This is a genomic window from Psychrobacillus glaciei, assembly GCF_008973485.1.
GTDB classification, from domain to species: Bacteria; Bacillota; Bacilli; order Bacillales_A; family Planococcaceae; genus Psychrobacillus; species Psychrobacillus glaciei.
Genome location: NZ_CP031223.1, coordinates 1,557,350 through 1,580,364 on the forward strand (window position 1 = coordinate 1,557,350; position 23,015 = coordinate 1,580,364).

Sequence of the window (23,015 nt, forward strand, 5' to 3'; positions counted from 1 at the left end):
TCCTTTGAACATGTATAGTGAAGAGAAGAAAGAGTTAAACTAGAAAGAAAAAGGGGGACAACAACATGTTTCAGCAGTTTGAACTTGCACATGGTGTGAAGTTATATGTACGACCGACAGAACAATTTAAAACAATTAATATCTCATTTAAATGGAAACAGCCAATAACAGTAAAAGATGCCTCAATTCGAGCAGTTCTTTCCAATATCCTTCAATATAGTAATGAAGTGTATCCTTCGAATGCAGATTTTCGTAAACGTTTAGATGATCTATATGGAACGGCACTATATTTTGATACAACCAAAAAGGGGAACAATCATATTTTTTCGTTAAATGCAGAAACGGTGAATGATGCTTATTTATCGAACGAAAAAGTTGTTGATGAAGTTTTTTCTTTACTTGCAACCGTAATCTTTAAACCCCTTTTAGTAAACGGGAAATTTGTTGATTCCATAGTAAAACGTGAAAAAGAGCAAGTGATAGAGCGTATTCAATCCATGTATGATGATAAAACAAGATATGCACAACAACGTTTACTTGAAAATATTCGTCCCGATCATCCTGCCTCTATTTCTTCAAATGGGACAGTTGCAGAAGTAAAAGTAATTACAAATGACCAACTAATTGAAATGCACGAAAAATTATTACATGAAGATGAGTTATCTATTTATATAGTTGGGGATATAAACGTCGAAGAGATAAAAGAAAAAATGAAAAACTATTTTCCATTTTCGAATAGAACGGAGAAACTACCAACGGAGGTAGTTAACAAGCAAGGGAAAAACGATACAAATTATTTACATGAAATACAAGACATGAAACAAGGGAAGTTACATATTGCCTATCATACTCCGATTACTTTTTATTCAGAAGAATACCCAATTATGCAAATGACAAATGGCATATTAGGTGGATTTGCGCATTCAAAAATATTCATGAATGTCCGGGAAAAAGAAAGTATGGCTTATTATGCATCCAGTAATTATTCTTCTTTGTACGGTTTAATATTTGTATTAGCAGGTATTGATTCGAACTTACAGGAAAAAGCAGTTCAATTAATTGATGAACAGATACTAGCTATGCAAAAAGGTGACATTTCAGACTTAGAAATAAACCAAACAAAATCGATGTTAAAGAATCAATTAAAAGAAGCTTTAGATTCTGCACGAGCACAAATTGATATTTATGATCAATATAAAGAGCTAAACGAAGACTTTAAAGTAGAAGAATGGGTAGAAAAATGGTCCAACGTGACAAAGGAACAAATACAACAAATGGCTTCTAAAATAGAGAAGGAATTTGTCTATTTCCTATCTGGTAAGGACGGTGCAAACAATGAATGAAACATATTTCAAGCAACTAGAAGAAACTTTATATCATGAGCAATTACCTAATGGCTTAAATGTATATATTTTACCTAAAAAAGGATTCTCTAAAACTTATGTAACATTTACGACGAATTATGGATCCGTTGACCGAGAATTTATACCGCATGGTAAAGAGGAACCTGTAATTGTGCCAGATGGAATTGCTCACTTTTTAGAGCATAAGATGTTTGAAAAAGAAGACGGAGATGTATTTCAAAAGTTTAGTGAAAATGGTGCTTCTGCTAATGCATTCACTTCTTTTACAAGAACTGCCTACTTATTTTCTTCCACAGACCTTGTGTTAGAAAATACGAAAGTATTGCTTGATTTTGTGCAACAACCATATTTTACTGAACAAACTGTTGAAAAAGAAAAAGGGATTATTGCCCAGGAAATCACTATGTATGACGACCAACCAGATTGGCGTTTATACTTTGGTGCAATTGAGAATATGTATAAAGAGCATCCGGTAAAAATAGATATCGCAGGAACTGTTGAATCGATAAAACAAATTACTGCTGATCATTTGTATGAATGTTATAACACGTTTTACCACCCTTCAAATATGATTGTATTTGTTGTGGGGGCAGTGAATCCAGAAAAAATGATGACTTTTATTAAGGAAGATCAAGCATCGAAGTCATTCGAACCACCACAAGAAATTAAACGCTTTTTTCCAAATGAGCAAAACGCTGTGGCAATCTCCGAAAGAACATTGCAAATGGATGTACAAAAACCAAAAGTTATATTTGGGATTAAATCTAATAATACAACTATATCTGGCAAAGAAATGTTAAATTATGAACTTTCTATGCAAGTGGCAGTGGAAATGATTTTCGGAAGAACTTCCTCCTTTTATCAAAATGTATACGAAACAGGGTTAATCGATGAATCGTATTCAGCAGATTACTCTATGGAACATGGTTATGGTTTTACGATGATTGGCTCCGATTCTATAAATCCTGATATGCTTGTTCATGCGGTCAAACAAACCATTACAGACAATTCGAAAGAGTGGAAGTTTTCAGAGGAAGATTTAAAACGAATTACACGGAAAAAGATCGGATTTTTCTTGCGTGCTTTAAATTCTATTGAATATATTGCCAATCAATTTACACGGTATTCGTTTAACAATATGAATTTATTTGATGTAGTACCTGCTTTGGAAAATTTAACGATGGAACAAGTGAAGGAAGCTTTTGAATCGCTAAAAAATGAAAATACGCACTCTGTATTTAAAATTATTCCAAATTTGAAAAAGAACGATGAGTAAAAAGTTTGCTTTAGTGGTAGGTGCATCAGGTGAAATCGGCCATTCGATTAGTTATCAACTCGCAGAGGCTGGCTGGTCATTGTACCTGCATTTTGCAAGCAATGAAGCACGTATAAAGCGTCTTTTACAAGACTTAGAAGCATCTTACCCAGAACAGGAATTCATGCTCATACAAGCAGATATGCGTCACGCAGCATCAGTAGAAATATTAGCATCAGCTATTTTTTCGATTCAGTCGATTGTTTTTGCTCAAGGACATAGTTTGTATAAAGGATTGGAAGATACTTCATTAGAAGAGATTCATCATCTATTTCAAGTGCATGTGGAGCATCCAATGTTTTTAGTTACTCAATTGACGCCGAAACTTCGAAAAAACGAACATGCTTCTATTGTTTTTGTAGGTTCCATTTGGGGAGAGACTGGTGCATCCTATGAAGTGGCATATTCTGCTGCAAAAGGTGCCCAGCATGCATTTGTAAAAGCATATGCGAAAGAAGTGGCTTTGCAAAAAATTAACGTGAATGCAGTTGCTCCTGGATTTATAGATACAAAAATGAACCAACATGTGGAACTAAAAGTACGCCAACTACTATTGGAGGAAATTCCAGCAGGTGTATTTGGATCTGCGGAAGATGTTGCAAATACTGTGGTGTTTTTAGTTAGTGGGAAAGCCAATTATATAACAGGCCAAATTATCCGAGTAAATGGTGGATGGTATATTTGACTATATTCTGCCGAGCGTTAATTGCCGTCTAAATTTAGTCAAAATACGCCAAGGCGAGTTTGATCTAACGAAAGAAAAGAGAGTTATTGCTGCTCTTTTCTTTTTTTCTTTTATTCATCTAGAAAATCAGATATGATAGAACTTATAATGAGCGAATAACGTCATCTAAATAGAGAGGACAGATATACTATGGCAAGTGAATGGTTTTTTGAATACGATATCCAGATAAATCGCCCAGGACTTCTTGGAGATATTGCTTCTTTACTTGGTATGCTTAGAGTGAATATTGTAACGATTAATGGTGTGGACGAAGGTCGTCGTGGCATGCTAATTAAAGCAGAAAAAAAAGAAAATATCGAACGTTTTGAGCATATTGCTTCTACGATGGAAACGATTCAATTAACTAAGTTTAGAGAACCCAAGCTTAGAGATCGTCTAGCTGTTCGCCATGGTAGATATATACAACGCGATGCCGATGATAAAAAAACATTTCGTTTTGTCCGTGATGAACTAGGATTGCTAGTTGACTTTATGGCAGAAATATTTAAACAAGAAGGTCATAAGTTAATCGGAATTAGAGGAATGCCGCGTGTAGGCAAAACAGAATCTGTTGTTGCTGCAAGTGTATGTGCGAATAAGAAATGGATATTTCTTTCATCCACAATGATTAAGCAAACAATTAGAAGCCAGCTTGCGGGTGATGAGTTTAGTGATCGTAATATTTTCATATTAGACGGCATTGTGACAAGAAATTCAAATGATGAAAAGCATCAGATGTTAGTTAGAGAAATGATGCGAATGCCTACTATTAAAGTAGTAGAGCACCCGGACATGTTTATCCAACATTCCGAGTATTCGATTGATGATTTTGACTATATAATTGAACTTCGTCATAGTCCAGAAGAAGAATTTACGTATGAGATGATGGAGAAAAACCACGGAATGTCCGACAAAGGTACTAGTGGATTTGGCGGATTTGGTGGATTTAATTTTTAATGGGTAGGTGTTTTAGTTGACAGAACTGGGGTCTCGCTTAAAAGAAGCGAGGAAAGCAAAAGGGTTTAGTATTGATGATTTACAAGAAATCACAAAAATCCAAAAGAGATATTTGACAGGAATAGAAGAAGGCAACTATGAAACGATGCCGGGTTCTTTCTATGTGCGTGCATTTATAAAACAATATGCAGAAGCAGTTGGTTTAAATGGGGACGAGCTTTTAGAAATGTATAAAACGGAAATTCCTACTACATCGAATGAGGATGTTTCCAAAAGTATTCCACAAACACCTACTAGAAGGTCTATAGGTGGTCGTTCTTCTAATAAGTTTATGGAAGTTTTTCCAATGATTGTCGTTGCTCTATTTGTTATTGCAATTATCGTTATTTTATGGACTTTATTTCAAAAATCTCCAAAAAACGAAATAGATAAAACAGAAGTAGATACCTCTTTAACGTTGGAAAAAAAGCCTCCAACAGAAGAAAATAGTTCGGTTAAACCCGTAGAAGAAGAAACACCTAAAGAAGACAATCCTAGTGAAGAGGTAGTTGATACAACAGAAGAGACGAAGCCTGAACAACAGGTAACATTTGTTGAAACACAAGGGCCAACGTCTACTTATGACTTAACTGGTGCAGATAAATACGATCTGAAAGTGGTAGTCGCTAATAATACTTGGTTGAATATTAGGGATCAAGACAATAAGATTTTAGTTGACAAAGCGGTTAATGCTGGAGAAACTTTTGAGTTTGATGCAAGTGCTTTATCACGAATTCGTGTTCGAGTTGGTCATACACCTGGAAATATGGTATATATAAATGAGCAATTAATCGAATTTCCAACAACTAAGACCACTCAAAATTTAGTAATACAGTTCAACAAATAGTCATCTATAAGATGGCTATTTTGTTTGAAAAACGAAAGGAGCTTAATGCAGATGAAAATGAATGTTCCCAATCAAATTTCGATGTTTCGTATTTTTTTAATCCCCATATTTATGTTTTTTATGCTTGTAGATTTTAACTGGGGAAATGTAAGTTTTCTTGGTGCAACTATCCCTATAGGACAGTTAATTGGAGCTATTATTTTTATTATTGCTTCGATTACAGATTTTATTGATGGCTATTATGCTCGAAAATATAATTTAGTAACGAATATGGGGAAATTTTTAGATCCACTAGCAGATAAACTACTTGTTTCAGCTGCACTCATCCTATTAGTCCAGTTTGGAATTGCTCCTGCTTGGGTAGTAATCTTGATAATTAGTCGCGAATTTGCAGTTACTGGACTGCGCTTAATCCTTGCAAACGAAGGCGAAGTTGTTGCTGCCAATATGTTAGGTAAAATTAAAATGTGGACACAAATCATTGCAATATCTTCCTTGTTATTAGGAAACGTTTTCTTTGAGATGTTCTCCATCCCTTTTGACATGATTATGTTATATGTTTGTCTCGCATTTACTTTATGGTCTGGCTTTGATTACTTCTATTTAAATCGTAAAGTGTTATTGGATTCCAAGTAGGAAGGAAGATTGAGTCGATGAAAGCAGAGATCATTGCAGTTGGTTCAGAATTATTATTAGGGCAAATTTCCAATACAAATGCACGATTTATTTCTTCTCAATTAGCCGAGCTTGGGATTGATGTGTATTATCACACAGTAGTGGGTGATAATTCCAAACGATTATTTGAAACCATTAAACTAGCAGAACAACGTGCGGATTTAATCATTTTCACTGGCGGATTAGGTCCAACTAAAGATGATTTAACAAAAGAAACGATCGCTACATACTTGAATAAAAAATTAATCATGAACGAACAAGCATTAAAATACATTAAAGAGTTTTTCAAAAGAATGAATCGCGAAATGACAGAAAACAATAAAAAGCAGGCATTAGTATTAGATGGATGCACTGTACTATCTAATAAGCATGGAATGGCACCAGGCATGCTGCTTAAGGGAGATAAACATGCTTATATCCTATTACCTGGACCACCAAAAGAAATGGAGCCAATGTTCCAATTTGAAGCGAAGCCGCTACTTCAAAAAATGTTAAATGGAGAAACAATCATTTTATCGCATGTTATGCGTTTTTATGGAATTGGCGAAGCGGAACTCGAAACAAAAGTGCAGGACTTATTGGACAATCAAACAAATCCTACATTAGCTCCTCTTGCTTCAGATGGTGAGGTAACTCTTCGTCTTACTGCTAAAAGTGAAACTGAGGAGGAGGCGTGGGAAAAAATTGAAATGCTTCAAACAGAGGTATTCAATCGTGTAGGGGAATACGTTTATGGATATAATAATGACTCTCTTGCATCAAAACTTCAGGAGATTTTAAGTGAAAATCATTTAACTATTTCTGCTGCTGAAAGTATGACAGCAGGATTATTTCAATCAGAGCTTGCTTCTATCCCTGGAATGGGAGCCGTATTAGTAGGTGGTATGATTACCTACACCGAAGATATAAAAGTGAAGCAACTCGGTGTTAAAAAGCAAACTATTAACGAATATGGTGTTGTATCTAGTGAATGTGCAGAAGCCATGGCGATGCGTATTAAAGAAAAGTTTGGAACGAACATTGGGATTGGTATTACAGGTGCTGCTGGTCCAGATGCCCATGGTGGACAACCAGCTGGGACTGTTTGGATTGGTATTGTTTTGAACGATTTGGCCCCTGTTTCATACAGGTTAAACCTTTCTGGAACGAGAAACACCAACAGATTGAGAGCAGTAAAGTTTACCATCCATTATTTGATCCAATTGCTTCGTGAACAAGGATTTAAAACAATTTAACATAAGCAGTCTCAAGTTTGTTGATTATCCATCTTCTTCTATTTAATGAAACAAGACGATGGCTTACAGTTTTATGTTTCAGTTCGCTTTTTAGATATAATGCGCACTAAAGAGGCTCTATTATGTGACCGCTAGGATTTTCGCTACATGGCGGACGCTTTCCGCCGGGTGAGCGATGAGCCATCGCCGACGCTACGCGTTCGCCTGCGATTGCTCATCTGTCTCACTCATCTGGCTGGAGTCGCCCCCATTTCGCTACAATCCCACAGGACCTTGCTAACTATTCAATAACACCAGATACAATTGTCTGATAAATTATGAGCAACATTGGATACTTTTTTCGCAACATTAAGAGGCATTTGCGCAATATATTGATTGCTTGTACCCCATACTAATAATCTCATGCCAAGTTAAGGCTTTGTTATAAGACAAACGTCTTTATTCCTAGGTTTAATTTGGCATGGGATGACACCTATTAAGGTACAATATCCATATATTTTTCCATAACGGAAGCTATCTTGCGATTAGCAAAAAATAAGCATGCATCTTATGAGCGAAAGCGCCTATCCTGTGGTAACGAATCCTGATTGCTCATAATTTAAGTGACAGCACTCACTAAATAGCCGGCAACTCACGTTGATTGTAGCGTAAGGCGGCGACTCCTGCCCGAATAGCAAATAAATTTTGCGACGAAAGCGAAGCGGCTGAAGCGGAAATCAAAGCGAAAACTAACTAATGCGCATTATATCTACAGTAAGACGGAAAACTAATCGTACTCTAATCTTAATGTATTAGTTGGAAAGATATGACAATAAACACTCATGAAGCAGCATATCAAAAATAGAATTTTCGGGATCAAAAACGGTTCAAAATTTCATTTTGGGCTGTTTTTAGCTTCCAAAATGAAATTGATGGAAAAAATAACGAATAAACGTTCGCTTTTTTCTTGTGTATTTCCCTTGTACCTAGTATAGTAGAGATAGAAATAAAATCAGACTTTCTTTTGAGGAGGAAAAACAATTGGCAAATGATCGTAAAGCAGCGTTAGAAATGGCTTTAAAACAAATAGAGAAACAATTTGGTAAAGGTTCAATCATGAGACTTGGGGAAAAAACAGATAGAGAAATTTCTACTTCTTCTAGTGGCTCTTTAGCACTGGATGCAGCATTAGGAATAGGTGGATATCCAAGAGGTCGTATTATTGAAATATATGGTCCAGAAAGTTCCGGTAAAACAACTGTAGCTCTTCATGCAATTGCAGAAATACAAAAAACTGGTGGGCAAGCAGCTTTTATTGATGCAGAGCATGCATTAGATCCAGTTTATGCACAAAAACTAGGCGTAAATATTGATGAGTTACTTTTGTCTCAACCTGATACAGGAGAGCAAGCACTTGAAATTGCAGAAGCATTAGTACGTAGTGGTGCTGTGGAAATTTTAGTAATTGACTCTGTTGCTGCTTTAGTACCGAAAGCAGAAATCGAAGGAGAAATGGGAGATTCACATATCGGCCTTCAAGCTCGTTTAATGTCACAAGCATTACGTAAGCTTTCTGGTGCTATTAACAAATCAAACACTATTGCTATTTTCATAAATCAAATTCGTGAAAAAGTAGGTGTAATGTTTGGAAATCCGGAAGTAACACCAGGTGGACGTGCACTTAAGTTCTATAGTTCGGTGCGTTTAGAAGTTAGACGTGCAGAAGCGATTAAACAAGGAACTGATATTGTAGGTAATAAAACAAAGATTAAAGTAGTAAAAAACAAAGTAGCACCTCCGTTTAAAACTGCAGAAGTAGATATAATGTACGGCGAAGGTATTTCTCAAGAAGGAGAAATTATCGATATTGGTTCAGATATGGATATTGTACAAAAAAGTGGATCTTGGTATGCATACAATGAAGAACGCATTGGTCAAGGTAGAGAAAATGCAAAACAATTCCTAAAAGAGAATCCGAAAGCTAAGAATGAAATAGCTGCTAAAATACGTGAATCTATGGGAATGACTGCTAGTTCCTTAACAATTGCTGCACATGAGGTAGAAGAAGATGATGAAGAATTTGAATTATTATTAACGGAAGAATAAAATATTGAAAAGTCTCTCAATTATTGGGAGATTTTTTTTGTATATTCCTTTCGTTTCCTTGACAGAGTATTTCTACATCTATACAATTAAAATTGTATAATTTCTTTAATAGAAGATGAATAGGCAATACATATATGCAATTGTATATATGTGCCGATTGAAACTTTAAAAAGTATAGCAATAGGGGGGTGTTCGAATGTTAGAAATTATCATCTCCGCTTTGCTTGGTCTGTTTGTCGGTGCTCTTGTTAGTTATAATTATCTGAAAAAAGTGAACGATTCAAAAGTGACCGGTGCAAAACAATCTTCAGCACTCATCTTAGATGAAGCAAAGCGAGAAGCAGAAGCTTTGAAGAAAGAAGCACTTTTAGAAGCCAAAGATGAAACTCACCAATTACGAAATGAAGCAGAATCTGACATCCGTGAACGCCGTATGGAACTGCAAAAACAGGAAAATCGGTTAGTACAAAGAGAAGAGAATCTTGATCGTAAGGATGATGCTCTAAACAAGAGAGAAGTAGGTCTTGAGCGTAAAGAAGATGCTCTAACCGAAAGGCAACAGCATATCGAACAGAAGGAAAGTAAAGTGGACGAGTTAGTTGGAATGCAAAAAAGCGAACTTGAAAGAGTTTCTACATTAACACGTGAAGAAGCGAAGTCGATTATTCTTCAAGAAGTGGAGAATGAACTTGCAACTGACATAGCTGTAATGACAAAAGAGTCGGAAACTCGTGCAAAGGAAGAGTCGGACAAAAAATCTCGTGAAATTCTTTCCTTGGCATTACAACGTTTTGCAGCAGATCATGTAGCAGAAACAACTGTTTCCGTTGTTAATCTACCAAATGATGAGATGAAAGGTCGCATCATTGGTCGTGAAGGTCGTAACATTCGTACGTTAGAAACTTTAACAGGCATTGATTTAATTATTGATGATACTCCAGAAGCTGTTATTCTATCAGGATTTGACCCTATACGTAGAGAGACTGCCCGATTAGCACTAGAAAAATTAGTACAAGATGGACGTATTCACCCTGCACGTATTGAAGAAATGGTAGAAAAGTCTAGAAGAGAAGTGGATGAGCAAATCCGCGAGATTGGTGAACAAACAACATTTGACATTGGTATTCACAATCTACATCCAGACCTTATGAAGATCTTAGGTAGACTCCGCTATCGTACAAGCTACGGTCAAAATGTGTTAAAGCATTCTACTGAAGTAGCATTTTTAGCTGGATTACTCGCAGCAGAGCTCGGAGAAGATGTAACACTTGCTAGACGTGCGGGTTTACTTCACGATATTGGGAAAGCAATTGACCATGAAGTGGAAGGAAGTCATGTAGAAATTGGTGTAGAACTAGCAACCAAGTACAAAGAGCATCCTGTCGTGATTAACAGTATTGCTTCTCACCATGGCGACACGGAAGCTACTTCCGTTATCGCCGTATTGGTGGCAGCAGCGGATGCACTGTCTGCTGCTCGTCCTGGGGCTAGAAGTGAAACACTAGAAAACTACATTCGTCGTTTGGAGAAACTAGAAGAAATTTCAGAATCTTACGAAGGCGTTGAAAAATCTTTCGCAATTCAAGCAGGAAGAGAGATTCGTATTATGGTTCGTCCTGACCAAATTGATGATTTAACTGCGCATCGTTTGGCAAGAGATATCCGTAAACGAATTGAAGAAGAACTAGATTATCCTGGTCATATTAAAGTAACAGTTATTAGGGAAACTAGAGCGGTAGAATACGCAAAATAATAGAAAAAAGGCTTCGTGAAGAAGCCTTTTTTTCGTGAAAGGATTGGATTAAAAAATGAAAATATTATTTATAGGTGACATTGTTGGATCTATAGGAAGAGATACTTTGGAGAGTTATTTGCCAAGATTAAAAAGGAAATATGCGCCGGATGTAGTTATTGCAAATGGAGAAAATGCTGCGGCAGGGAGAGGGATTACGAAAAGTATTTTCCAATCATTATTACATATGGGTGTAGATGTGGTAACAATGGGTAATCATACTTGGGATCAGAAAGAAATTATGGACTTTATTGATGACACAGATTATTTAATCCGTCCTGCAAATTTTTCAGAAGAAGCTCCTGGTAAAGGAATGACGACCATTTCGAAAAATGGACAAACTATTTCCGTTATCAATATGCATGGAAGAACTTTTTTACCCCCACACGACGATCCGTTTAAGAAAGCAACGGAGTTAGTAGAAGAAGCAAAAAAAATATCTCCCATCATCTTTGTAGATTTTCACGCGGAAGCAACAAGTGAAAAAATCGCATTTGGTTGGCATTTAGATGGTAAAGCATCTGTTGTGGTAGGAACGCATACACATGTTCAGACAGCTGATTCACGGATTTTGCCAGGAGGAACAGCATATATTACAGATGTTGGAATGACTGGGCCTTACGATGAAGTTTTAGGTATGAGAAAAGAAGATGTTTTATATCGTTTCCAAACGAATATGCCCACTCGTTTTGAAGTTCCAAAAACTGGGCGTTCTGTATTGAGTGGATTTTTTGTAGAAGTAAATGATTCTACGGGAAAAGCTATACATCAAGAACGTGTTTATATAAATGATGATTACCCGTTTAAAGGGTAAAAGAGTCTAAAAAAATTCCCTTTAGCATAAGTTAGATTATGGACGAAAGCAAGTTCATAATCTAGCGATAAAAGGAGAAATGATAGTGGATTCTTTAAAAGTATCTTCTCGTTCCAACCCAAATTCAGTTGCAGGTGCATTAGTTGCAGTAATAAGAGAACAAGGGTATGCAGAGATGCAAGCAGTAGGAGCAGGGGCATTAAATCAAGCAATTAAAGCAATTGCAATTGCAAGAGGATTTGTTGCACCTAGTGGTACTGATTTGACTTGTTCACCTGCTTTCACAGATATTGTTATTTCAGGTGAAGATCGAACTGCTTTGAAATTATTAGTAGAAAAAAGGTCGAAATAATTTTATACTTTTGAAAATGTATTTTCATTATTGTGATAGACTTAGGTTGCTCCGACTAATAATCACTTAGTAAGCCGTGGGAGGTTTCACCTTTCAACTTAAATATTTTCATAATCTGGAGTCGCTACTGTTAATTAGTAGCGACTTCAATTTTGCGTGTCTGTTAATTAGTTAATTATTCCTCATAACATATGTGAATTAACTAAAGTTAACCAACAAATTATATTTTTGAAATAGTGCGACTTAGTAACCGCTAGGATTTCCACTCTAGGCGGACGCTTTCCGCGGGGGGAGCGATGAGCCAGCACCGTCGCATGCGCGCCGCTGTGATGGCTCATTTGTCTCCCTGATCCCGCTGGAGTCGCCGCCTGCCGTTCCAATCCGATGAAGTTTGCTAGCTAATCAGTGCGGTTATCCAAAAATATTAAGGAGTATGCTCAACTTTGAAATAGTGCACCATTAATAAGTGCATCTCATACTAATTAAAGGGTTAAATAAGAGATGTTTGTCGTACTCGGAATAGGTTTTGTCGCTTTCAAAGGGTAGTATGTCGCGTTCAGAACCTGTTATGTCTCATTAAGCCATTTATTGGATTTTTTTTAGAAATGAGGATATTTATTGCCGGAGCGAGTCGCGCCGCATGAGCCGAAGGATGAGACGCACTCGAGCGCAGCACGAGATGGCTCATGCAAGTGGAGCAAGTGCGTAGTTATTATGCGCACTATTTCTAAAGTGTCCAAAGTAAACCGAAAACGTGTAAATGCAAATGGATTCTATGAACTTTTTTTACTAAAATGTAATATAAGCGTTAATAAACAGACGGGTCAATTTTGTTCAGAAATTCTATACATAATGATATTCTAAATATATTGTGACGAGGTAATTCCGTCAAAGGTCTGAACTTCATGAAAAAATAGGGAGAAATCATAGTGATTCTTAGTACTTCATGATAAACTTATGAAGGAAAAAAGCATATAACTTCATATAGCAGAGGTTCACGCTCCTGCTATATGAAGTTAGAGCCTCAGGCGGATGTCACATATTTAAAATGGAGCTAGATCCATTCTAAATATGGGCACAAATACGCCAAGGCGTATTTGATAATGATAGTAAGGAGATGTTAGTATGTTGCAACAACTTTCATGGAAAGTAGGCGGGCAGCAAGGAGAGGGTATCGAAAGTACTGGGGAGATTTTCTCAATGGCGATGAATCGCCTAGGGTATTACCTTTACGGATATCGTCATTTCTCTTCTCGTATTAAAGGTGGACATACGAATAATAAAATCTGCGTACGACCAACACAAGTTCGTACAATTCCGGATGATCTAGATATACTTGTAGCATTCGATCAAGAGACAATAGATGTTAATTACAAAGAGCTTACCGAAAAAAGTGTTATCTTAGCCGATGCTAAATTCTCACCAGTTTCACCAGAAAACTGCCTTGCACCAATGTACATTGTACCTTTTACAGAAATTGCAGCAGAACTTGGTACGTCTTTAATGAAAAACATGGTTGCTATAGGAGCAACTTCCGCTTTATTGAAATTAGATAAAGCAGTGTTTCAAGGTGTAGTTGATGAGATATTTGGTAAAAAAGGAACAGAAGTAGTAGAAAAAAATATGCAAGCAATTCAACAAGGTTTTGATATTATGGCGGAGCAATTAGGCGATCGTTTAGGGGAATGGGAACTTGTTGCGGCTGACGGCAAGCATCGTATGTTCATGATTGGAAACGACGCGATTGCTCTTGGGGCATTAACAGCGGGTGTTCGATTCATGGCAGCTTATCCAATCACACCAGCATCTGAAATTATGGAATATATGATTAAGAAGCTGCCGTTATTTGGTGGAGCGGTTATTCAAACAGAAGATGAAATTGCAGCCGCAACGATGGCAATTGGTTCAAACTACGGTGGAGTACGTGCATTTACTGCATCAGCAGGACCGGGATTATCCCTTATGATGGAAGCAATAGGTTTATCAGGGATGACGGAGCAACCACTTGTAATAGTCGATACACAACGGGGTGGACCATCAACTGGACTTCCAACGAAACAAGAACAATCTGATCTTATGCAAATGATTTACGGTACGCATGGTGAAATTCCTAAAGTAGTTATTGCACCTAGTACAGGAGAAGAAGCTTTTTTTGATACGATTCAAGCTTTTAATATTGCAGAAGAATTACAATGTCCTGTAATCATTTTATCCGATCTTCAACTTTCTCTTGGTAAACAAACAGTAGAACCATTTGACTATTCTAAAATTGAAATTCGACGTGGTAAATTAATTCAAAACGAAGAAATTCCACCGACAGAAGACAAATCGTATTTCAAACGATATGAAGTAACAGAAGATGGTGTTTCACCTCGTGTACTTCCAGGTACGGAGTATGCAATTCACCACGTAACTGGTGTAGAGCATGATGAAACTGGAAAGCCTTCTGAAGCTGCAACAAATCGTATACTACAAATGGACAAGCGTTTAGGTAAGTTAAAACATATCAATTTCAGTGAACCTGTTTATGTAAATGCTCCTTATGAAGAAGCAGATATTTTATTCGTTGGATTTAATTCTACAAGAGGCGTGTTAGAAGAATTACAGCAGACACTTATTTCGCAAGGAATGAAAGTGAATCATGCACATATTCGATTAATTCATCCATTCCCGGTAAAAGAAATGGAAGCTCTAGTAGCAAATGCAAAAAAAATAGTCATAGTTGAAAATAATGCTACAGGCCAACTTGCCAACATATTAAAAATGAATGTTGGCGGTCATGATAAAGTAGTAAATGTAACGAAGTACGATGGAACGCCTTTCTTACCATTACAGCTTGAAAAACAAGTAAAGGAGTTGCTTAACTAATGGTAACGTTTAAAGATTTTCGTAATAATGTAAAACCAAACTGGTGCCCAGGTTGCGGTGACTTTTCTGTTCAAGCAGCTATTCAACGTGCGGCTGCAAATGTTGGCATTCTGCCTCATGAATTAGCTGTAATCTCCGGTATTGGATGTTCAGGTCGTATTTCAGGGTATATTCACTCTTATGGGTTTCATGGTATCCACGGGAGAGCACTTCCAATTGCACAAGGGTTAAAAATGGCAAATAAAGATTTACACGTCATCGCATCTGGGGGAGACGGTGACGGTTTTGCCATAGGGCTTGGACATACGATTCATTCCATTCGTCGTAATATCGATGTAACCTATGTCGTAATGGATAACCAAATCTACGGATTAACTAAGGGTCAAACTTCTCCACGTTCTGCTGAAGGATTTAAAACTAAGTCAACTCCAGGAGGAGCAATTGAGCCTTCCCTTAAACCGCTTGAATTAGCACTTACTTCTGGTGCTACGTTTGTTGCACAAGGATTTTCATCCGATATTAAAGAACTAACTGCGATTATTGAAGCAGGTATTAACCATAAAGGTTTTTCATTTATTAATGTGTTTAGTCCATGTGTAACATACAACAAAGTAAATACGTATGATTGGTTTAAAGAACATTTAACGAAGCTTTCTAATATAGAAGGTTATGATCATACGAATCGGGAAGAAGCCATGCAAGTAGTAATGGAAAAAGAAGGTCTTGTAACAGGCATCATTTATCAAAATGAACATGCTCCATCTTATCAAGAACAAGTTCCAGGATATGCAGAAACCCCACTTGCAGATCAAAATTTAAAAATGAGTGAAGAAGAATTTAACGTTTTATTGCAAGATTTTATGTAATATGTAAGACTGCCGATGCAAATTGGTGGTCTTTTTATGTCTAATTAACAACTTTTAAGGTTAATACCTTGTAGCAATAGAGTGCTATTCAGTATAATAGTAGGATGGATATTCGTATTTTTATACGAATGTACGAAAGGAGCGTTCTCATGAACGAAGAATCACGTTTACTTAGTAGTCAAGTGAAAGACCCCAATTCTCCGGACAAAAAATCCGAAAAGGATTATAGTAAATATTTTCAAGCAATTTACACGCCTCCATCTTTAAAAGAAGCGAAAAAACGAGGAAAAGAAGAAGTAGCTTACCATAACGACTTTGCCATTGCCGAAGAATTTAGAGGTATGGGGCAAAATCGTAAATTTTATATACGCACATATGGCTGTCAAATGAATGAACACGATACAGAGGTAATGGCTGGTATATTCATGCAACTTGGATATGAACCAACAGATACTGTAGACGATGCAAATGTCATTCTTTTAAATACTTGTGCAATCCGTGAGAACGCAGAAAATAAAGTATTCGGAGAACTTGGCCATTTAAAGCATCTAAAGCAGAATAATCCAGATGTTCTAATAGGTGTATGTGGATGTATGTCTCAAGAAGAGTCTGTAGTCAATAAAATTCTAAAAACATATAACCAAGTAGATATGATTTTTGGAACCCATAATATTCATCGTCTGCCTAACATCTTAAATGAGGCATATCTTTCGAAAGAAATGGTAATAGAAGTTTGGTCTAAAGAAGGCGACGTGATCGAAAACTTACCACGAGTGAGGAAGGGTTCGATTAAAGCCTGGGTTAATATTATGTATGGTTGTGATAAGTTCTGTACATATTGTATCGTTCCTTACACACGAGGAAAAGAGCGTAGTCGTCGACCAGAAGATATTATTCAAGAAATTAGACATCTTGCAGCGCAAGGCTATAAAGAAGTTACATTACTAGGTCAAAACGTAAATGCATACGGAAAAGACTTTGAAGATTTAGACTATCGCTTTGGAGATTTAATGGAAGATCTTCGAAAAATAGATGTAGCACGTATACGTTTCATGACGAGCCACCCAAGAGATTTCGATGATCATCTAATCGAAGTGCTTGCAAAAGGTGGAAACTTAGTCGATCATATTCATTTACCTGTTCAGTCAGGTTCTTCTGAGATTTTGAAAATTATGGCGCGTAAATATTCCCGTGAGCATTATTTAGAACTTGTTAATAAAATAAAAACTGCCATTCCAAATGCATCTTTAACAACTGATATTATTGTAGGATTCCCAAATGAAACAGATGAGCAATTCGAAGAAACAATGTCTTTATATAAAGAAGTAGGTTTTGAAATTGCGTATACGTATATTTATTCTCCAAGGGAAGGTACTCCAGCTGCAAAAATGGTAGATAATGTACCAATGGAAGTGAAAAAAGAGCGATTGCAGCGTCTAAACAAACTTGTAAATGACATGTCTGCTGAAGCAATGAAAAAGCATGATGGACAAATTGTGGAAGTGTTAGTAGAAGGAGAAAGTAAGAATAATCCGGATGTTCTAGCAGGATACACAAGTAAAAGTAAGCTAGTAAACTTTAAAGGACCAAAAGAAATTATTGGTCAACTCGTGCAAGTGAAAATTACGGATGCAAAAACATGGTCACTTACTGGAGAACTTGTGGAAGTACCAAATGGACAAAAGGTGGGAATATAATGACTACTAAGTATACAAAAGACGATATTATTGAAAAAGCAAGAGAAATTGCCAAGATGATTGCAAACACAGAAGAAGTGGATTTCTTTAAGCGTGCAGAAGCTCAAATCAATGAAAATCAATCCGTTCGAGAAAAAATTGCTAGTCTAAAAAGCTTACAAAAACAAGCAGTTAACTTTCAACATTTAGGGAAAGAAAAAGCATTAAAATTGATTGAAGGAAAGATTGAAGCAATCGAAGCAGAAATTGACGATCTACCAATTGTTCAGGAGTTTAAACAATCTCAAGGAGATGTAAACAGTCTTCTACAAATGGTTGCGAATTCAATCTCTAACAATGTGACAAATCAAATAATAGAGGCAACAGATGGAGACTTACTAAGAGGCGAAACTGGTTCTCAAGTAAGAAACTCTACACCAGGTAGTTGCTCATAAATAAATGAAGAAAACGTACATTCATCGATATGATGACTGTGCGTTTTTTCGTTGCTTTAAAGAACTATTAAAACTCGAGGGGAACATATCACTAAATATTTGTACGCATAGTATACATAAGGTTTTATTTTTCTAAACCGTTATTAGTTTTTCGTTAAAATTAGCTTTTCTGTTTTATCTTCCCAATTGATTTTTATAGAAATACTTTCACCATCTACAAGTTGTAAACTTTCGTTAGAAGTTGTTGGCTTTGTGCTATAAATTATACCGCTTTTATCAAGAGGGGAGTTTGTAGCTTTTCTGTTGCTAACTCTTAAGGAAATATCATAGTCAATCGTTTCAGGAACTTTATCCTTGCTAATATAAGCTATAGTATAAGACGTAGTTGATTCTCCGAAATCGTAACTAGCTCGCCAATTCTCACTTTCACCTTGATAAGTTGCCACTTTACCTTTTTTGCTGCAGGCTACAAGGAGTGCAAGAACTAACATGGTTACCAAAATCATCCAGAACTTTTCATTTAGCACCTCTTTTAATAACATTTTTATTATGTGTACGTTTTGATTTGTGAATAGTTTTAATTTATCGCGATTTCAAGTATCCAAAACAAGTCTAAAAACATATTATATCCGTATTTTAAGTTTTGATGATTTAAGTAGTATAAACAATTCGGTATAATGAGGATAGACTATCATGCAGAGTTGTGAAGAAACTTTTTTATCCCCCGAAGATTCTTCATCTTGCTTCAAATTAAAGGAGTTTTTTTATGAATTGTCCAATTTGATCCCTTAAAATACATTCAATATACATCTTGAATTAATGGGGGGATTATAATGAAATTAAATAAAAATTTTCGTTTTTTAATGCTTGGCCAAACTTTAGCTAATCTAGGTGATGTATTTTATATCGTTAGCATCATTAGTGTTTTATACAAGTTAACGAGCTCTGCAACTGTTGCTGCATTTGTTCCATTTACAATTACTTCTGCGATGTTCATTTCTAGTATTATTACACCTTTAGTAATTGGCAAGTGGCGTTTAAAATCGGTGTTATTAGCATCGCAGATTGGAAAAACCATTTTACTAGTGGGATTAGGTGCTTTTATTTTACTATTTTTACAAGATATGAACTATTACTTTATCTTTTTCATCATTGCCGGAATAGCATTTTTAGATGGCTGTGCGAATCCTATTTTGCATACTCTTATTCCTTACTATGTAGAAGATGAGCAGTTGATCAAAGCTAATAGTATTGCAGAGTCCCTTACACAAATGATTCAAATAGGTGGATGGCTTTTCGGTGGTCTTTTATTGCTCGTTATAAGCTCTATTCAATTAATAGGCATTGTAAGTGTACTATTTATGCTGTCCTGTGTATTATTGGCCTTCATTCAACACGTGGATTATGTCGACAAAGAAAAACAAAAACTTTGGGAACAGCTCACCGGAGGGTGGAAAAGTATTGGAGCAACTCCAGTTCTGAAAAAAATAGTTCAAATGGACATTATAGAAACTATTGCTGGAACGGTGTGGATTGCTGCAATTGTTTATGTATTTGTAGAACAAGCACTACATGTAGGCGAACAATGGTGGGGCCTTATAAATGGTTCATTCTTTATTGGGTTATTAATAGGTAGTCTATATTGTATTAAATTCCCTAATCTTGTTGATCAATATAAGTACCTTTTTATTTTCGCGGGAGTCATAATCTCTAGTATCTTAACTATATTATTTGGTACAACAAGCCATCCTGTTATAGCGTTAATTTTGTCGTTTGGTATTGGTTTGTTTGGTCAGCTTAAAAATATTCCACAAAGAACGGTTATTCAAAGAAGTATTTCTGTTGAAAAATTAGTAACTGTTTATACATCTATGGGAACAGTTGCAACCGGAGTTTTTGGAATTTCTTCTTTAGTAATTGGAATACTTGCAGATCACCTAGGCGTGCGTGCTGTATTTATATTTTCAGGATTATTATTGGCAATAGTAAGTATTATTGCATATCGAAACAAAAAATTATTCGTATAGTTTTTGATAAGAGTGTCCACAACAGGGCACTCTTCCTTTCATGTCATAATATCATCACAACTTCATGGTTCATTGTACTTGTATCTTATAAACTATTTCTTCTATGATGGTAGAAGTAGCAGAAGGGGTGACAGTTATGTTAAAAGAAGCAGAAGATTTTATACGAACTTTTTATTATGAAACGGGCCAATCGGAACAGGAAATGCAGTCTCGTTTACTTGAGATAGAGATTCAGATTGTAAAATATGGAAGTTATGAACAAACGATTGAAGAAATTACATACGGTGCTAAAATGGCATGGCGTAATAGTAATAAATGTATAGGTCGGTTATTTTGGCAAAGTTTGAACGTTTTTGATAAACGAGACTTACATACAGAGGAAGAAATATTTAAAGCATTACTAGAGCACATTCAGTTTGCGACAAATGAAGGAAGAATTAGACCGACAATTAGCCTATTCTCACCTCATGATATTCGTATCTGGAACCATCAATTAATTCGCTATGCAGGCTATGAAACGGAAAAAGGAATAATTGGTGATCCAGATTCGATAGCGTTTACGAAAAAATGCCAGGAACTTGGATGGAAAGGTAATAACGAACGGTTTGATGTATTGCCACTTGTCATTCAAACAAAGAATAATCAGCCTAAATTATTTGAAATTCCAAAAGAATATATTCTAGAAGTGCCAATTCGTCACCCGGAACACAAGTTGTTTGAGGAGCTACAAGTAAAATGGTATGCAGTTCCAATAATTTCAAGTATGAAACTAGAAGTTGGAGGTATTACTTATCCAACAGCACCATTCAACGGATGGTATATGGGAACGGAAATAGGTGCCCGTAATTTGGCAGATGATAACCGCTATAATATGCTACCTACAATTGCAGAGAACATGGGACTAAACACGAAATCCAATGCTTCCCTTTGGAAGGATCGTGCATTAGTAGAACTAAATGCGGCTGTATTATTTTCCTTTAAAGAAGATGGTGTAAGTATCGTGGACCATCATACTGCAGCTCAACAATTTAAGAGGTTTGAGTCAAATGAAATGGATGCAGGCCGTGATGTAACAGGAAACTGGACTTGGCTAATTCCACCATTATCACCTGGAACAACGCATATTTTTCACAAACCTTATAATAATGAAAAGAAAACTCCAAATTATTTTTACCAACCATCTCCATATTAAAAAGAGGAATCAGCATATAAACTTGCTGATTCCTCTTTTTTTAGAAAGTATATAGATTTTTATGCTATGAACAGGTTGATTTCCGGGGCAGGTGGGCGATTGCAAGTCGGGCAAGCATCAAGTCGCTTCTCTCTGTTTCTACGTATTTCAAGAGAGAGACGGACAAACACTCGCCACATCAACCATAACTCTAACGGTAACAGTAACAGTGTAGCTTTTGTTTCGACCAAAGCGCTTTGGAAAAGGTAGAGACAAGACGCACTTAAAGGGCGCTCGTGCTGTTCTCATTTTCATTAGAAACGAAACGATCTCTTCCTGCATGCATCCCTGAAACGAATAAAACTAAAATGAATACGATAAATAATATTTTCGGAACAAACCAGCTTGCGGTTTCATCGTGAATAAATCCGAAAACAACAGGGCCAATTGCTGCCAAAAGGTAACCAATAGATTGTGCTGTAGCAGAAAGCTCGGCAGCTTCTATTGGTGTTCGAGAACGTAGTGAAAAAAACATCATGACTAGTCCAAATGATGCTCCTCCTGCTAATCCAAGGAAAATCATCCAAACAAGAGTTAGTGAAGCAGGTCCAGCTAATAATCCGATGAAACCAATTAAATATAGAGCCGTATAAACTACTACAAGGATTCTTTGATCTTTTAAACGACCTGCAATAATGGGAATGATAAATGTCATTGGTAACTGCGAAAACTGCATAATGGATAACATCCACCCAGATTGTTCTGCTTGCATTCCCTCGGATTGTAAGATTTCAGGTATCCATGCGGCAGTGGTATAAAAAATTAATGACTGCAATCCCATACATAAGGTTATCGTCCATGTCAAAGGATTAAGTAATATTGACTTAGCTTTCTTTGTAGATGAAATTTTTCGTGTTTCCGTGTTTTCTTTACTTTTCCTGATTTGTGGTATCCAAACGATTGTCGCTATAATAGCTAGAATTGCCCAACAACCAAGAGCACCTTGCCATCCATATTTAGTACCATCCGCAATAGGATAGCTGACCCCCGCTCCAATTCCAGCTGTTAAATTCATTGAAACAGTAAAGATTGCTGTTAATAAACCAATTTGTAAAGGAAATTTTAGTTTTATTAAGCTAGGCATTAATACGTTTCCAAATGAAATGGCAATACCAATTAGTGCAGTTCCAATAAGTAATAAAGAAGTAGTTCCTAATGACCGAATAATAATCCCAGCTGTTAATAAGAGGATGGAAAAAAACAAAGTTAATTCCATTCCAAAGCGGCGGGCAATTTTAGGTGCTAAAGGAGAAAAAATTGCAAATGCAAGAAGAGGAATAGTAGTGATAAAACCTGCTAACACATTCGAGATACCTAAACCATCTCGAATAAATGAAATAATCGGTCCTACCGATGTAAGAGGTGACCTTAGGGAGGAAGATATGAAAATAATTCCGAGTATTAATAAAATAGTAGTTTTTTTATTTGTTTCTGTTTTTGTTGACAAAAGAATTCTCTCCTTAAGATGACGATAATAATTAGTACTATGAAAGACTAACACTTTTTGATAGTAAAGTTCAATAGAAAGATTTTGGATGTAACTTAAATGAAAAAATGTGGATATTGTTTCTTAGCAGCTACTTATTAATAATATGAAATATGAACCATATCTTAGAGAAGCTAAATTAGATATGAAAGGAATGTGGACACTTATACAAATTCCCAACTTGCAATAGCGGAAGGGCTTATATTC

The 23,015-nt window shown here is 36.2% G+C and carries 19 protein-coding genes; 17 read left to right on the forward strand and 2 right to left on the reverse strand.

The features are described from left to right. Positions 1–65 precede the first annotated feature (65 nt). The 15 genes from yfmF to PB01_RS07010 all read left to right on the forward strand — a co-directional run bounded on the left by yfmF (position 66) and on the right by PB01_RS07010 (position 18,064). Complete coding sequence (gene yfmF, locus PB01_RS06940) at positions 66–1,343, forward strand: EF-P 5-aminopentanol modification-associated protein YfmF (RefSeq protein ID WP_151699531.1); 1,278 nt, start codon at positions 66–68, stop codon at positions 1,341–1,343. After that, complete coding sequence (gene yfmH, locus PB01_RS06945; RefSeq protein WP_151699532.1) at positions 1,336–2,640, forward strand: EF-P 5-aminopentanol modification-associated protein YfmH; 1,305 nt, start codon at positions 1,336–1,338, stop codon at positions 2,638–2,640. Before yfmF ends, yfmH begins: the two co-directional genes overlap by 8 nt. Beyond that, positions 2,633–3,364 (forward strand): elongation factor P 5-aminopentanone reductase, encoded by a 732-nt coding sequence (gene ymfI / locus PB01_RS06950; RefSeq protein ID WP_151699533.1) that lies wholly within the window; start codon positions 2,633–2,635, stop codon positions 3,362–3,364. The genes yfmH and ymfI overlap by 8 nt, the downstream gene beginning before the upstream one ends. A gap of 189 nt (positions 3,365–3,553) precedes the next feature. Continuing rightward, the gene (locus PB01_RS06955) at positions 3,554–4,360 is read left to right on the forward strand and encodes a DUF3388 domain-containing protein (RefSeq protein ID WP_151699534.1); all 807 of its coding nucleotides are present in this window, start codon (positions 3,554–3,556) and stop codon (positions 4,358–4,360) included. A gap of 16 nt (positions 4,361–4,376) precedes the next feature. Next, positions 4,377–5,246 carry a helix-turn-helix domain-containing protein gene (locus PB01_RS06960; RefSeq protein ID WP_151699535.1) on the forward strand — a complete coding sequence of 290 codons (870 nt, stop codon included), beginning with the start codon at positions 4,377–4,379 and terminating at the stop codon, positions 5,244–5,246. A 57-nt stretch (positions 5,247–5,303) separates the two neighbouring features. Continuing rightward, positions 5,304–5,882, forward strand: coding sequence for a CDP-diacylglycerol--glycerol-3-phosphate 3-phosphatidyltransferase (gene pgsA, locus PB01_RS06965; protein ID WP_151701995.1), 579 nt, complete (start codon positions 5,304–5,306; stop codon positions 5,880–5,882). Between the two features lie 17 nt (positions 5,883–5,899). Next, a complete protein-coding gene (locus PB01_RS06970; protein WP_151699536.1) occupies positions 5,900–7,156 on the forward strand; it encodes a competence/damage-inducible protein A in 1,257 nt (418 codons plus the stop codon). Between the two features lie 1,020 nt (positions 7,157–8,176). Then, positions 8,177–9,241: a recombinase RecA gene (gene recA, locus PB01_RS06975; RefSeq protein ID WP_151699537.1), complete on the forward strand. Its 1,065-nt coding sequence runs from the start codon at positions 8,177–8,179 to the stop codon at positions 9,239–9,241. A 196-nt stretch (positions 9,242–9,437) separates the two neighbouring features. Beyond that, on the forward strand, positions 9,438–10,994 hold the full coding sequence (gene rny / locus PB01_RS06980) for a ribonuclease Y (protein ID WP_151699538.1): 1,557 nt from the start codon (positions 9,438–9,440) through the stop codon (positions 10,992–10,994). Positions 10,995–11,049: 55 nt separating this feature from the next. Next, positions 11,050–11,847, forward strand: a complete 798-nt coding sequence (locus PB01_RS06985) for a TIGR00282 family metallophosphoesterase (protein ID WP_151699539.1) — start codon at positions 11,050–11,052, stop codon at positions 11,845–11,847. Between the two features lie 85 nt (positions 11,848–11,932). Next, positions 11,933–12,199 carry a stage V sporulation protein S gene (locus PB01_RS06990; RefSeq protein ID WP_093535025.1) on the forward strand — a complete coding sequence of 89 codons (267 nt, stop codon included), beginning with the start codon at positions 11,933–11,935 and terminating at the stop codon, positions 12,197–12,199. Between the two features lie 1,125 nt (positions 12,200–13,324). Further along, positions 13,325–15,067, forward strand: coding sequence for a 2-oxoacid:acceptor oxidoreductase subunit alpha (locus PB01_RS06995; protein WP_151699540.1), 1,743 nt, complete (start codon positions 13,325–13,327; stop codon positions 15,065–15,067). Next, positions 15,067–15,933, forward strand: coding sequence for a 2-oxoacid:ferredoxin oxidoreductase subunit beta (locus PB01_RS07000; RefSeq protein ID WP_151699541.1), 867 nt, complete (start codon positions 15,067–15,069; stop codon positions 15,931–15,933). Before PB01_RS06995 ends, PB01_RS07000 begins: the two co-directional genes overlap by 1 nt. A 149-nt stretch (positions 15,934–16,082) precedes the next feature. Beyond that, the gene (gene miaB, locus PB01_RS07005; protein WP_151699542.1) at positions 16,083–17,630 is read left to right on the forward strand and encodes a tRNA (N6-isopentenyl adenosine(37)-C2)-methylthiotransferase MiaB; all 1,548 of its coding nucleotides are present in this window, start codon (positions 16,083–16,085) and stop codon (positions 17,628–17,630) included. After that, entirely contained in the window at positions 17,630–18,064 is a 435-nt protein-coding gene (locus tag PB01_RS07010) for a YlbF/YmcA family competence regulator (RefSeq protein WP_151699543.1), read from the forward strand. Before miaB ends, PB01_RS07010 begins: the two co-directional genes overlap by 1 nt. A 143-nt stretch (positions 18,065–18,207) precedes the next feature. On the opposite strand, the gene PB01_RS07015 is transcribed toward PB01_RS07010, so the two are convergent. Further along, positions 18,208–18,555 (reverse strand): hypothetical protein, encoded by a 348-nt coding sequence (locus PB01_RS07015; RefSeq protein WP_225986189.1) that lies wholly within the window; start codon positions 18,553–18,555, stop codon positions 18,208–18,210. A gap of 342 nt (positions 18,556–18,897) precedes the next feature. On the opposite strand from PB01_RS07015, the gene PB01_RS07020 reads away from it, so the two are divergent. Beyond that, on the forward strand, positions 18,898–20,091 hold the full coding sequence (locus tag PB01_RS07020; protein WP_151699545.1) for an MFS transporter: 1,194 nt from the start codon (positions 18,898–18,900) through the stop codon (positions 20,089–20,091). A gap of 136 nt (positions 20,092–20,227) precedes the next feature. Continuing rightward, positions 20,228–21,283, forward strand: coding sequence for a nitric oxide synthase oxygenase (locus tag PB01_RS07025; protein ID WP_151701996.1), 1,056 nt, complete (start codon positions 20,228–20,230; stop codon positions 21,281–21,283). Between the two features lie 262 nt (positions 21,284–21,545). Here PB01_RS07025 and PB01_RS07030 read toward each other — a convergent pair whose 3' ends face one another. Beyond that, positions 21,546–22,769 carry a CynX/NimT family MFS transporter gene (locus PB01_RS07030; protein ID WP_151699546.1) on the reverse strand — a complete coding sequence of 408 codons (1,224 nt, stop codon included), beginning with the start codon at positions 22,767–22,769 and terminating at the stop codon, positions 21,546–21,548. Between the last annotated feature and the right edge of the window lie 246 nt (positions 22,770–23,015).

Coding starts and splice junctions, on each gene's coding strand:
- PB01_RS06970 (WP_151699536.1), top strand. CDS start 5,900: ATGAAAGCAGAGATCATTGCAGTTGGTTCAGAATTATTATTAGGGCAA.
- yfmF (WP_151699531.1), top strand. CDS start 66: ATGTTTCAGCAGTTTGAACTTGCACATGGTGTGAAGTTATATGTACGA.
- ymfI (WP_151699533.1), top strand. CDS start 2,633: ATGAGTAAAAAGTTTGCTTTAGTGGTAGGTGCATCAGGTGAAATCGGC.
- pgsA (WP_151701995.1), top strand. CDS start 5,304: ATGAATGTTCCCAATCAAATTTCGATGTTTCGTATTTTTTTAATCCCC.
- PB01_RS06995 (WP_151699540.1), top strand. CDS start 13,325: ATGTTGCAACAACTTTCATGGAAAGTAGGCGGGCAGCAAGGAGAGGGT.
- PB01_RS07015 (WP_225986189.1), bottom strand. CDS start 18,555: ATGTTAGTTCTTGCACTCCTTGTAGCCTGCAGCAAAAAAGGTAAAGTG.
- PB01_RS06955 (WP_151699534.1), top strand. CDS start 3,554: ATGGCAAGTGAATGGTTTTTTGAATACGATATCCAGATAAATCGCCCA.
- PB01_RS07020 (WP_151699545.1), top strand. CDS start 18,898: ATGAAATTAAATAAAAATTTTCGTTTTTTAATGCTTGGCCAAACTTTA.
- miaB (WP_151699542.1), top strand. CDS start 16,083: ATGAACGAAGAATCACGTTTACTTAGTAGTCAAGTGAAAGACCCCAAT.
- PB01_RS06985 (WP_151699539.1), top strand. CDS start 11,050: ATGAAAATATTATTTATAGGTGACATTGTTGGATCTATAGGAAGAGAT.
- PB01_RS07000 (WP_151699541.1), top strand. CDS start 15,067: ATGGTAACGTTTAAAGATTTTCGTAATAATGTAAAACCAAACTGGTGC.
- PB01_RS07010 (WP_151699543.1), top strand. CDS start 17,630: ATGACTACTAAGTATACAAAAGACGATATTATTGAAAAAGCAAGAGAA.
- PB01_RS07025 (WP_151701996.1), top strand. CDS start 20,228: ATGTTAAAAGAAGCAGAAGATTTTATACGAACTTTTTATTATGAAACG.
- rny (WP_151699538.1), top strand. CDS start 9,438: ATGTTAGAAATTATCATCTCCGCTTTGCTTGGTCTGTTTGTCGGTGCT.
- yfmH (WP_151699532.1), top strand. CDS start 1,336: ATGAATGAAACATATTTCAAGCAACTAGAAGAAACTTTATATCATGAG.